Annotated in this window: 6 protein-coding genes; all 6 read left to right on the top strand. The window is 54.3% G+C overall.

Going from position 1 to position 12,990, the window contains the following annotated elements; translation table 11 throughout:
- Positions 1–2: 2 nt before the first annotated feature.
- The 6 genes from DB48_RS05995 to DB48_RS05965 all read left to right on the top strand — a co-directional run bounded on the left by DB48_RS05995 (position 3) and on the right by DB48_RS05965 (position 12,985).
- Positions 3–1,913 (top strand): OmcA/MtrC family decaheme c-type cytochrome, encoded by a 1,911-nt coding sequence (locus tag DB48_RS05995; RefSeq protein WP_041509558.1) that lies wholly within the window; start codon positions 3–5, stop codon positions 1,911–1,913.
- A 75-nt stretch (positions 1,914–1,988) separates the two neighbouring features.
- Entirely contained in the window at positions 1,989–4,136 is a 2,148-nt protein-coding gene (locus DB48_RS05990; protein ID WP_052813691.1) for an OmcA/MtrC family decaheme c-type cytochrome, read from the top strand.
- Between the two features lie 520 nt (positions 4,137–4,656).
- Entirely contained in the window at positions 4,657–6,927 is a 2,271-nt protein-coding gene (locus DB48_RS05980) for a multiheme c-type cytochrome (RefSeq protein ID WP_152619104.1), read from the top strand.
- Positions 6,928–7,402: 475 nt separating this feature from the next.
- Positions 7,403–9,571 (top strand): OmcA/MtrC family decaheme c-type cytochrome, encoded by a 2,169-nt coding sequence (locus tag DB48_RS05975; RefSeq protein WP_041509371.1) that lies wholly within the window; start codon positions 7,403–7,405, stop codon positions 9,569–9,571.
- Between the two features lie 372 nt (positions 9,572–9,943).
- A complete protein-coding gene (locus DB48_RS05970; RefSeq protein ID WP_041509370.1) occupies positions 9,944–11,914 on the top strand; it encodes an OmcA/MtrC family decaheme c-type cytochrome in 1,971 nt (656 codons plus the stop codon).
- 81 nt (positions 11,915–11,995) lie between these two features.
- On the top strand, positions 11,996–12,985 hold the full coding sequence (locus DB48_RS05965) for a DmsE family decaheme c-type cytochrome (protein WP_041509369.1): 990 nt from the start codon (positions 11,996–11,998) through the stop codon (positions 12,983–12,985).
- Positions 12,986–12,990 lie beyond the last annotated feature (5 nt).

Below are 12,990 nucleotides of genomic sequence, written 5' to 3'. Positions count from 1 at the left end.
AGATGAACAAAACTTTCCATTTTGCCGCCCTGTTTGGGCTGCTCACACTCGTCTCCGCCTGTGGCGGCGATGATGGTAAACCCGGTAATCCTGGCGAGCCAGGTGGCCCACCGGCTATGCTAGTCGACACCTTAGTGGTGAATTTCGATCCCGTGCAGATGCAGGCAGGTGTCGCCACGGTGAATTACCGCGTCACCAACCAGGATGATGAGCCTGTGGTGGGGATCCCAAGCGCCACCTTTATTGCCGCTCAGTTGCTACCCCAGGGGTACACCAATGCTGGCGATGCCGCACAGTGGGAATACTTCACCTCGGAAAGCTGTAACGACAGCTGCCCAGGCAGCTATGTGGATCATAAAAATGGCCGCTACAGCTACACCTTCAGCGCCGCCTTCGATGGCATGAACGACATCGGCTATCAGGCGGGTGCCACGCAGCGAGTCGTGGTCAAGCTAGGTGGCGATAGCCTGGCCGATGGCACCGCCTTGCCCATCACCAATCAGCACTTCGACTGGCAGGGTGACCAAGACGGTAGCAGTAGCGAGCCGGTTTACACACGCAACCTGATCAAGATAGCAACCTGTAACACCTGTCATAACGACCTGGCCTTTCACCGCGGCAACTATAATCAGGTCGAGACCTGTGTGACCTGCCACAACGCCGATCGTGTCAGTAACCCGGACAACATCTTTACACAGATGATCCACGGCAAACACCTGACCGGCTTCCCCGGCTCACTGGCCAACTGCCAGACCTGTCACGCCGAGGATGACACCCTGAGCGAGCAGATGAACTGGGCACGGGTACCCACCATGGAGGCCTGTGGCGCCTGTCATACCTACATCGACTTTAAGAAGGGCGAAGGCCACCCGGCGCAGCTCAATAACGCCAACTGCGTCGCCTGTCACAATCCCGATTGGACCGCCAGCGTCCACAATGATGGCGGCAACGCACAGGCACTGGGGCAGTTTAAGCCGGTGATCACCAAAGCCATGCGAAGTGGTGATACCGTCTCCTTTACCCTCACACTGGAAAATCCTGCCACTGGTCAGCCCTATCAGGCCAGCGCAGACCAGCTCGATTTCGTCTCAGACCTTCGCGTCTATGCCAACTGGGGCACCAGCTTCGACTACGCTACCCGCTCGGCGCGCTCAATACGTGTTCATGAAACCGCGCCCGTCTCAGGCAGTAACGGCAGCTTCGACTATCAGATAACCGGTCTGACCGTGCCTGCCGGCAGTGAGATGGATAAAGGCACACTGGCGATTCAGGGCAAAGTCTGCGCCGCCAACGGCGTGCTGGGCGCCTGCAGTGATGAGGCCAACAGCGAGGTGGTGATTAAATCCAGTCATAGCTTCTTCGCCACAGACGCACTGAGCGATAGCGGCCGCCGCGTCGTGGTCAGCAACGACACCTGCGGCAGTTGCCATGGGGATCAGCAGCTGAACTTCCATGGTTCCCGCAACGATCTCGAAGGCCAGTGCCAAGTGTGTCACAACCCCAACATGCAGGCCGATGCCGCGGATAACCCGTCCCTCACCACGGCGGACTTCAAGCACCTTATCCACGGCATTCACAGCGGCCAACGCGCCGGCTTCGAAGGGATCAACTACCCGGGCGATATAGGTAACTGTGCCCAGTGCCACACAGACAGAGACGGTGTGCTCACCGTCTCCCTGCCCCTGGATCCCGGCGTGCAACCGCTGGCCATCGACGATGGCAGCTACACCAGCCCGACGGCCGCCATCTGTAGCGATTGCCACAGCAGCGAGACCAACAAGAACCACATGATCCAGCAAGGCGCGGTGTTCGGCGGCACGCTATCCGATGCCACGGCGGGCACTGAAAGCTGCACCACCTGTCATCGACAAGGGGCCGATGCCGATGTGCTCACCGTACATCCCATCAAATAGACCGGGCAAGGCGCCAGCTCGCTGGCGCCGATAGAACAATGCATTGAGAAATTGACTGAAATGGAAGGCACTATGATGGATATAAAGAAGAAGGTGAATCAATGGAGCCTCATCGCCCTTGGTTGCAGCGCGCTGCTACTGGGCTGTGGTAGCGATGGCAAAGACGGCGAAGATGGCCCCGACGGCGTCATAGGCGTTAGCATCGCCGACACCCCCACGGTAATGGCCCAATTTACCCAGGCATCGATAGAAGATGGCGAGGTCAGTGCGACCTTTAAGCTTGAGAACGCCAACGGCGTGGCCGTACTCGGCCTGACCAAAGACTTTGATCTCAGGTTCGGTATCGCCCAGCTGGCCCAGGTCACAGAGACCATAGATGGCCAGTCCTTCGACCGCGGCTACCAGTGGCAGGCCTACATCAATACCCTCAGGCAACCCAGTTCGCTGCCAGATGGCGCCGAAGGGCTTAACCCCTCGCCCCAATTTCAAGCCGGTGTCGAGGCGGCCAGCGCGTGCGAAGACTGCCTGACGGATAATCTCGATGGCAGCTACACCTACAGGTTTCAGCAAAATGTTGCCAATGTCACCGAGCCTTTGGCCATCACCTACAATGGCGAAAACACCCACAGGGTCACCCTGGAGCTGAAACTGCCTCAGGCGACCGCCAATGCCCACCATGACTGGCAGCCCTCATCGGGGGCGACAGACGGGATTCAAACCCGCAATGTGGTGAGCAAGCAGACCTGTCTCAACTGTCACCAGGAGGAGAGCCTGGCCCTGCACGGCGGCCGTCGTATCGCCCTGGAAAACTGCGCCAGCTGTCATACCGCGACCTCAGGCGACCCCGAGAGCGGCAACAGCATAGAGTTTCCCTATATGATCCATGCCATCCACAAGGGCCAGGACAGAGTCACCAGCACGCCCGAAGGTTATGTACCAGCCCCTTATAAGATAGTGGGCTATGGCGGCAGCCTACATGACTATGGCAAGGTGATGTTCCCACAAAAACCGGCGGCCAACTGCGCGGCCTGCCATAAAGAGGGTGACGATGCGCCAAGTGATGCCGCCCTGTTTAAGGCCGATAAATCTAACATCGCCTGCATCGGCTGTCATACCGAGAAACCCTCGCAGAACCATTCCAGCACCAACTGTGTCGCCTGCCACAACGCCACCGACACCTATCCGGGAACGGGCAACGGCGAGAAACGCCATGGCGACGTGCTTAAGGCCTATTCACTGGCCCAAGCGATGGGCGTCAACTTTAGCAACATAGGCCTGGATGGCGACGGCAAGCTCAGATTTGATCTTCAGGTAACCGATACCGCCGGCAACCCGGTTGCCAGCGAATTTATCGAACTGAGCACCCGTGTAGTGGTGGCCTGGGATGTGGACAAGGACTACCCCGCCTACGGTGATGCCTCCTATAGCAATCGTCGATTCAGGCTATCACAAGGTAGCTATGACGAGGCCACAAAGACCTTCTCCATTGTCGCCAACACCTTCGATATGCCATCGGATGCCACAGGCAAGACCTTCGAGCTCTGGTCGGCCATAGAGGTCTGTTTCAACAACGGTGGCTATGGCGTGGCCGAGGTGGTGATGACTGCCTGTAGCGAGGATACCCGTTCGGTGGCGGTTAAAGAGGCGCCCTATCGCTTCGTCTGGTCCGGCACCGGAGTCGCCGAAGATGGCCAGGTCGCGATGCGCCGCGCCATCGTCGATACCAGCAAGTGTCAGACCTGCCACAATCAGGAAAATCACCATTACAACAATGGCTATAACTGTCAGACCTGCCATACCTCGGATAAGACGACTCGCGGCGATGACAGCTATCCCGGCGGCCGTAAGTCAACCAGCTTCGCCTTTAAGGCGCACGAGGCCGAGGGGCACTACCTCAAGTATGCCGGCGTACAGTCGGGCACAGTACTTAAGACCGACTGCCTCACCTGTCATACGCAAGACGGCTTTACCCTTGGCCGAGCCAGTGACCGGGTCTGGCGCTATGGTGATACCACCACGGGGGCCGACATCTGGGTATCTTCCGATGCAGGCACCTGCCTGAGCTGTCACCAGAAGTACCTGAAAGACTCAGGCGCGGCCCATATTCAGGCCAACGGCGGTATTCTGGATGGTATGGACGCGGCCGATGTACGCACGCGGGCGGCAGAGACCTGCGCCACCTGTCATACGTCGGCTCAGCTGTTAGGCATTCATCAGCCCTAATCTGGCTCAGTTGAGCAGCCAACCAGTGGAGCCCAAAGTGGAGCGCTAATAAAAAAGGAGGCCTAGGCCTCCTTTTTTATCGCGGTAACGTCATTTCACCGTTAGATTCACATTCTGCTAACTTCCCCCGCACATACAGGGGGTGCTAACAGGCGAAATTGTGCACATCTCCAGCATCGACACTTGCGTTAGATCAAAGCTGAGATAAAAAAACCTAAGCCGCCTTAAGCTTTATTTAAGAAATAAAGTATTTTCACGCCCCCCTGTTAAAACTCACACCAGAACAAATAGCTAACCAGTTGAAAATAATCTTATTTAACAAGTTTATCAATTTGCTCCAGGCTTAATGGATCCGCTTCACGTTTGCGCCAAACGAGCCAATGCGTCTACCCCCTTTTGAATAAGATGACGATTAAGGTGTCGCCAAGTCATTGAGGCAATAGCAATAACGAAGCCCACCTTATTCATACCAAAAAAGAAAAAATTGAGATCACTCTCATTCTCATGCAGGGGAAAAATGATGAAACGGTATTCAATCAGTACCGCTGTCAAAGCAGCATTCGGTGTCGGGGCCTTGTCTCTGGCACTGGTCGGCTGTAATGGCAGCGACGGAAAAGATGGTGAAGATGGCAAGCCTGGTGAAATCGCAGTCGATATCAACAGTGCAACTGCGGTCCAAACCAAGATAGAAAGCGCCAGCTATGACGAGGCGGCGAAAACATTGAGCTTCGAGTTTAGCCTGACCAATCCTAATGGCGTCGCCGTCACCGGATTAGCGGCGCTCACCGACCCACTACGCATCGCCTTCGGTCGTATGGGCACACGTAGCGAGGCCTTCACGCCCTACACCCTAGAAGATGGCACTCAGGTCACTAATCGCGCCGATGGCGATGAGGAGATCTGGCTCTCATACCGCAACGCCAGCAAAAATGGCGTACCTATGACAGGCACCAACAACTGGCGCCCTAATCGTGACTGCCCTGAAGGCGAAACCTGCCTTGCCTACCTGGGTGAAGGCCGTTACAAGGTGACGGCGCCAGAGATCATCGACACCAATGGCCTGGATTACGACTATGACGCCAATCAGATCAATGGCATCTATCTGATCACCTATGGCGTTGGTCAAAACAAGCTTAAGAATGTCGAAGCCTACTACTGGGACCCATTGACACAGCAGTCGGTGGCCTCGCCTAAGAAGGTGTTAGAGATGGACACCTGTACCAACTGTCACGTGGGTCAGGATCATATTCGTCACGGCAATTATGGTAACACCGCCGATGGTTGTGGTTTCTGTCATACCGACTACACCCTATACAGCGGCTCGGGCATCGATGGTGAAGGCAATACCGTCGAGTTCCACTTCGACGGCTCTATCAAAGGGCTGGTTCATGGAGTGCATACAGGTATCACCGAAAAGGATCGCCGAGAACTGGCGAAATTCAACTCGGTTATCGCCAACGCCAACAACCCAGCCTTTGCCCATGAATTTGACGGCGCCGCGCTCGATAGCGAAGGCAAGCCAAAAGCCGAGCTTAACTTCCCAGCATCGACTGCCAACTGTCAGAGCTGTCACGTGAGCTATACCACCACAGAAGAGACGCTACCCGAAGGGCTGACGCCCCATGCCCTGGCCTGGTTTGGCGATAAAGATGTGACCAGCTGTCAAAGCTGTCACGGCGAATATCATAAGGGCAGTAGCCTAGTGGCACCGGGTGAAGAAGGCGCGACACTGGTGGGCTGTGTCACCTGTCACACCAGCCAGGACGGCAACACCCGCGGCGGCGCCTTCCGCCACTTCGCAGGCCATGAGCAACAAAGCTATGAAGCGGCATCACAGGCCGGTGTCCTAGTCGATGCCAGCTACAGCCAGATAGCTTGGGATGAAACCAGCGCAACCTTGAGTTTTATCCTAAACCTGACTAAGGGTGAAGAGGCTGTAACGGGCGCCCATGTGCCTCGCGTCAGCGTATATGTTAACGCCGTCGATGCGGTCAAGCCTGATGCCTTCCTGGCGGCGCGCACCAGTGGTAGCGCCAGCGCTAACCCCGATGGCAGCTTTACCGTGACCGTCGATGCCTCTAAGCCAAACTATGGCTTACCCTCACTGGCAGAGGTGCTTGCCGATGGGGCAGATCTCGCGATCAGCACAAGCTTTAGCACCTGCTTTAAGAACAAGTCTTCGACCCTGGTTGAGCTAGATGGCGAAGGCTCCTGCAGCGGTGTATTAAGTGCCAATGCGGCCAAGACAGCGTTCGTTAAACTCGATGGTACACCAGGCGCGGTGCGTGCCAGCGCCGTTGACTATGACAACTGCGCAAGCTGTCACAACAACGACATGGTGGCCCGCAAGGGCGCGGCACACTATCGCAATGCCGACGTACACACCTGTGCCCAGTGTCACGAAGCCGGCGACTACAACAGCCTGATCGTGCGCGTTCACGGCACCTTCGGTAAGGCCCATGGCCGCGCCGATGTGCATCAGCTGGTGAGCAGTGCTAACTGCTCTGCCTGTCACAGCGATCTCGACTTCGGTTTAGAGAATGCTCGTTCGACGCCAATGCGCTGGAACAAGGGTGACGCCAGCTACGCCAGCCCACAGGCGGGCGTGTGTGCCTCATGCCACGTCTCATCAAGCTATGAGATCGGCGGTGGCAAAGACGCGGCCAAGTCTCACATCGAGAGCATGGGCGGTGTCGTCGCAGGCAGCTATGAACAGGCTATGCTAAACAGCGAATCCTGCCTCACCTGCCACAGCGCGGAAAAGGTCGCCGAACTGCACAAGCAGGACTAGAACAAACATCACTGTTTTAGCGATTCATGTAAAATAACCCGAGAGTGTCAGGCCTGCCCTGGCACTCTTTTTCTATCCGGCGGCGCATGTCTCGCCTACCGACAGGGCTTACACCCCCACCCACCAAGCCTGCCTAAACACAGTAACACCTACCCCCTAAAGCGTCCCACTTTCGGTAACACGAAATCAACAAGCTGCTATTTAACTGGCTGACTTTCTTATATGAAAATGAAAATTTCACCAAAAACGCATTTTTTCAACTACCTCTAAAGAAATAGTCAGATCTCAATCACATAAGCAGACTGAAACACCTGCTAAAAAGTTGCCATTTCGATAGCCTTAGAGGTGGAAACTAATTCCACACATTAAGCGAGTGTTTTCAATAGGCGAAACAAATACTGTTCTCAATTTCAGTGCTTGTTTTTATTGATGAACAATCAATTAATGATGATTAAAACTATTGCAGGGAATAATCATGATGAAAAAGTTCAATGTTAATGCAGCGACAAAAGCTGTATTAGGTGCGGGGCTTCTCTCACTCGTCTTATCCGGTTGCGGCAGCGACGGTAAAGATGGTGAAGATGGCAAGCCAGGCCCCGTTGGTAACCCCATTGGCGAGGTCTCACACCTAAAATCAAATATCCAATCAGCCAGCGTAGATGATGCGGGTATCCTAACCATCAACTTCAATCTGACCGACGCCAACGGCGTTGCCGTATTCGGCCTTGGCTATGCCGATATCGGTGCCGTCTCCTTTGGTCGTGTCGGTAACGAAGATGAAGTTGGCAGCACAGATCTCGAGGGTAACCCACGTGATATCTGGTTAAGCTACTTTAATAAAGACAAAGGCGATGACCATTACACAGGCTCCTCTTATTTCAAAGGAAAGGATTGTGAGACTTGCTTAACCGACAACGGTGACGGCAGCTACACCCTAGTCCTCGATAAGCCTATCGATACCTTAGGTAAGTACGACTACAAGGCAGACGTCACCAACGGTATCTACCTTGGCGTGAAGGCGAGCAATAATGCCGGTTTGAGCATGGTAGACAACAGCTTCTTCTATTGGCAGCCAAGCTCTGACACGGTTCAGGAAAAGCCTAAGGCACTGATTGCCAATGATACTTGTCAAAGCTGCCACCGTCCTGGCCAAGATGGCGCCCTCGCCATGCATGGCGGCAAGCATGTAACCCTCGAATCTTGTACCTTCTGTCATACCGACTACAACTCGTACATGAAAGACGAGAAGGATGAAGATGGCAAGGTGGTTCGTACCTATGAGTTTGACGGCTCAATCAAAGGTATGGCACACGCTATCCATAGCCACTCAACTTACAATGGTATCTACCCACAAAGCGCGGGTAATTGCCAAACCTGTCACCAGGCAGATGAAAGCCTGACCATGGCCGACGCCTGGAAGGCTGACTTGGATACGGCAACCTGTATGAACTGTCACAACAGCCCATACGCGGTACCAAGCTGGCACTGGGATAGCGAAAACAACCAGATCGCCGAAAGCAAGCAAAACTGTGTGAGCTGTCATAACGATCCAAACGGCGGAGTACGTGGCGCCGAGTCTGGCCACTACCTGAAAAATGACAATGCACAGTCAGCTGCCGCAAAAGTCACTTTCAACAGCATGAGCTATGACGCCGACACTAAGACAGTAACGGCCAACATGACGGTTAGTCTGGGCGACACTAAGGTCACTCTGGCACAGATCGATCCGACTCCGTATAAGTACGGTGGCTTCACCAGTGCGATAGTGTTCAACGGCGTTGTCGACGATGACTTCCTGGTGAACTATCAGAAGGTGGGTTACGACAACTTCACTGCCGGTGAAGATGGCTCAATCAATGTCACCATCGCAGATGGCGACTTTAAAGTTGCGCAAATCATGGAAACGGCAGATGTCACTGTCGCACTAAGCAGCCAACTACACATCTGTTTCGACGGTAAAGGCGCCTTAGCCGACTGTACTGTTGAAGAAGGTGTAGCAACCAATGCTGGCCCTTACGTGCCTTCTGACACAGCCTATTTCGCTGTCGATGGTACACAGGCAGACAAGTCTCCACGCGTACAACACGCCGACATGACAGCTTGTCAGCAGTGTCACACCACAGCGATCAAGCACCGTTTCAGCAACGATATGGATGGCTGTGCGAGCTGCCACAACGGTACTCGTGACAAGAAAGGCACAGGTTCTTCTAACCTAGCCTATATCGTTCACAGCAAGCACTATGTGTACGATTCTGAAGGCGGCTTGTTCTTCAAGAAGACTGAGTGTCAAGCCTGTCACGGTGACAACGGATTCTCACTTTCTAAGATAGATCCAACCGCCGCACCAGTGGCCTTCGGCACAACCGATGGACAACGTCTGAGCGACACTAACGAGCAGCTAGTGGTATCACCACAAGCCGCAGCCTGTGTCAGCTGTCACCAGGCACCTTATGGTCTGAGCGAAGCAACTGCTGCGCACATTCAGACTAACGGTGGCCTGCTCAAGCAAGAAGGCGCTCCGCTCACCACCTTAGGTGTACCGGCAAGCGACTATGACAGCCTCAACCCGGCAGAGACCTGCTCGACTTGTCACAAAGACAGCCAGATCCTGGAAGCTCACGCTAACTGGGGCAGCAGTCACTAGTGACTAGGGCTTCGCCCTGACCACTTATCGGGGTGAATTCTAATACCCAAAGGGAGGCATTGCCTCCCTTTGTTTTATCTATAGAACAGCGATTACTAAAATAAGAACAAAAATCGCAAAACTGTTTCATTTTGCAACATTTTTTCCCACATTCAGCAGCGTTGCACCCCCACTTTCATACCCCTTTAGAAATAGAAAGATCTGGGTCACACATTAGACTCAGTCTGGCAGATTTTAGCCGCCTGTTACGTTAGCATTTCCTTGGGGATTTCTATTTCCAGCATTGACTTAGGTCGCACAACTTATAACTGAGAATCGGCACATTCGATGGGCCATGCACTTAAGACGATGCCAAACCTATGCAGGGAAAAAATGATGAACGTACAAAATAATAAATTTAAGCTGCTTCTCGCAGCAGGTGCCGTCTCCATGGCTCTCACAGGTTGTGGTGGCAGCGACGGTAAAGACGGCAATCCGGGCAACCCCGGCGGCCCAGCGGCCGACGCCATCGAAGTACTTCACCTGGATGTCACCAAGGTGGAATACGACAACGGTACACCGACTATCACAGTCTTTGCGACCAACGAGGATGATCTTCCCGTGATCGGTCTGAAAGACCTGGAAGTGAAGAAAGTGGTTCAGCTGCTACCTCAGGGTGCAACCGGTGCCGGTAATGCCGCCGAGTGGCAATACATCGGTTCTCAGAAAGCCTTCACCGATCACAAAGATGGTAACTACAGCTTCACCATCGAAGTAGAAGGTTACAATCCTGAGCTAACTCAGCGATACAACATCATCGCCAAGGCCTCTACGCTGCTTGACGGCGTCACACTAGTGCCGCAAACCGAGATCGCCGAAGACTTCTCTGGCGAAGGTTATGCGCCGCTTTACACCAAGGACGTGGTCTCTACCGCCAGCTGTAACAGCTGTCACGCCGAAGGACAGAAGATCTACCACGGCTACACCAGCGTAGAGACTTGTGTCTCTTGTCACACCCAGGAGCTGGCAGATAGCAAAGGTAAGCCACAAGTTGCCTTCAACCATCTGATCCACAACGTCCACAACGACGCTAAGATGTATGGCCGTAACATGGACAAGAGCGCCGAAACTGCGCACCACATCGTCCAGGACAACTGCCAGACCTGTCACGTTCAGTCTGACGAGCTTACCGAATGGGGTAACTGGTCACGTATTCCAACCATGGAAACCTGTACCAGCTGTCACGTCAACATCGACTTCGAGGCGGGCAAAGGCCACTCACAGCAAAACGACAACAGCAACTGCGTTGCCTGTCATAACGCGAGCTGGACCGAAGAGCTGCACACACAAGGCAGCCTAGCCAAGAAGGCGCTTATCGACCAATACGGTCTTAACGTCGAATCCACGATCGACACCGAGACTCAGGATGCCACCATCAGTGTTCAGGTGGTCGATGCCAGCGGCGCCGCCGTTGATGTCAACAGCATCCTGCCTATGGTACAACGCTTCGAGATCGTCACTAACGTAGGTCCGAACAACGTGACCCTAGGTTATCGTGGCAAAGACTCCATCAACGCCGTGAAGAATGGCGTGCTCGACGCAGCCGCTAAGATTGAAGAAGGCAAGCTGGTTTACACCACCAGCAAAGATCTTCAACTCGGTGATGAGGGTGCAGACAACGAAACTGCCTTCACCTTCGTTGGCTGGGCTATGTGCTCAGACAAGGGTGAGTTCGTTAACTGCGACGATTCAGACTTCGACGGTAGCGACACCGACAAGTACACTGGCATGAAAGCCGACCTGGCCTTCGCAACCCTATCAGGTAAGGCGCCAAGCATGCGTCACGTCGACTCGGTCAACTTCACCGCCTGTGCCTCTTGCCACACCACAGAGTTCGAAGTGCACAAGGGTAGTCACCACGCCGGTTTCGTCCTGTCTGAGCAACTCTCTCACACCAAAGATGCCAACGACATGCCTATCATAGGTGTCGATGCTTGTGTGGCTTGTCACACGCCTGACGGTACATACGCTGGCGGCGCGAACAAGGGTGCACTAGAGATGAAACTTCACGTGGTACACGGCGAGCAAGGCATCATCAAAGACTGTGCCCAGTGTCACAACGACTTCAACCTGGATGCCTTCAAGGCTAAAGGTGCCCTGGCAACCGCTGGCGGCCAATACAGCACGCCTATCGCCGCGACATGTACTTCTTGTCACACCAGCGATAGCGTCAAGGCCCACGTCGAGAGCCAAGGTGCCATCATCAATGGCGCTAAAGATGTCGCTAACGATGCGGCGCAGCTAGAAACTTGTTTCTACTGCCACGCACCCGTTATCGAAGATCACACTGCGGTGAAGATGTAATTTGCGCATCTCAAATTGAAAACCGGGGGAGTCTCCTCCCCCACTTTTCACTACTCATTTGTGCAAATTAGGATGCCTATTATGAAAATCACAAATCAATTCAAAAGCCTGATTCCGGCGGTGATGGCAGCGGCCCTGCTGTCGCTGGGCATAAGCCAGGGCGCGGTTGCGTCCAAGTGGGATGCCAACATGACCCCGGATGAGGTGGAAGCCACCCTGGACAAGAAGTTTGCCGAAGGCCAATACTCGCCTAAAGGCGCCGACTCTTGCCTCATGTGTCACGGCAAGTCTGAAAAGGTCATGGACCTATTTAAGGGCGTACACGGCGCTGCCGACTCCAGCAAGAGCCCAATGGCCGGCCTACAATGTGAAGCCTGCCACGGCCCTATGGGTAAGCATAACCGCGGCGGTAAAGAGCCGATGATCGCCTTCGGTCCCGACTCTAGCCTGTCTGCTGAGAAGCAAAACAGCGTCTGTATGAGCTGTCACAAAGATGACAAGCGTATGGCCTGGAATGGTGGTCACCATGACAACGCCGATGTGGCCTGTGCCTCTTGTCACTCGGTGCACACAGATAAAGACCCTGTGCTCTCTAAGAACACCGAGATGGAAGTCTGTACCAGCTGTCACACCAAGCAAAAAGCCGACATGAACAAGCGCTCTTCTCACCCAATGAAGTGGGCGCAGATGGTCTGTAGCGATTGTCACAATCCACACGGTACCCTGTCGGACTCGGACCTGGTCAAGCCCAGCGTTAACGATACCTGCTATTCGTGCCACGCAGAAAAACGCGGCCCAAAGCTATGGGAACATGCGCCCGTAACTGAAAACTGCGTCACCTGCCACAACCCGCACGGCAGTGTTAATGAGGGCATGTTGAAGACCCGCGCCCCACAACTTTGTCAGCAGTGCCACGCTAGCGATGGGCATGCCAGCAATGCTTACCTGGGCAACACTGACCAAGGTTCAAGCGTGGGTGGCAATGCCTTCACCGGTGGCCGCAGCTGCCTGAACTGTCATAACCAGATCCATGGTTCTAACCATCCATCTGGCAAATTGTTCCAGCGCTAAGGAGA

The organism is Shewanella sp. cp20 (assembly GCF_000832025.1).
Taxonomy (GTDB): Bacteria; Pseudomonadota; Gammaproteobacteria; order Enterobacterales; family Shewanellaceae; genus Shewanella.
Note: the sequence above shows the minus strand (reverse complement) of the source record. Positions and strands in the feature narration are given on the sequence as shown.

Excerpts from the sequence above, each read along its gene's own strand:
- DB48_RS05965 (WP_041509369.1), top strand. The coding sequence starts at position 11,996 with ATGAAAATCACAAATCAATTCAAAAGCCTGATTCCGGCGGTGATGGCA.
- DB48_RS05990 (WP_052813691.1), top strand. The coding sequence starts at position 1,989 with ATGGATATAAAGAAGAAGGTGAATCAATGGAGCCTCATCGCCCTTGGT.
- DB48_RS05975 (WP_041509371.1), top strand. The coding sequence starts at position 7,403 with ATGATGAAAAAGTTCAATGTTAATGCAGCGACAAAAGCTGTATTAGGT.
- DB48_RS05970 (WP_041509370.1), top strand. The coding sequence starts at position 9,944 with ATGATGAACGTACAAAATAATAAATTTAAGCTGCTTCTCGCAGCAGGT.
- DB48_RS05995 (WP_041509558.1), top strand. The coding sequence starts at position 3 with ATGAACAAAACTTTCCATTTTGCCGCCCTGTTTGGGCTGCTCACACTC.
- DB48_RS05980 (WP_152619104.1), top strand. The coding sequence starts at position 4,657 with ATGAAACGGTATTCAATCAGTACCGCTGTCAAAGCAGCATTCGGTGTC.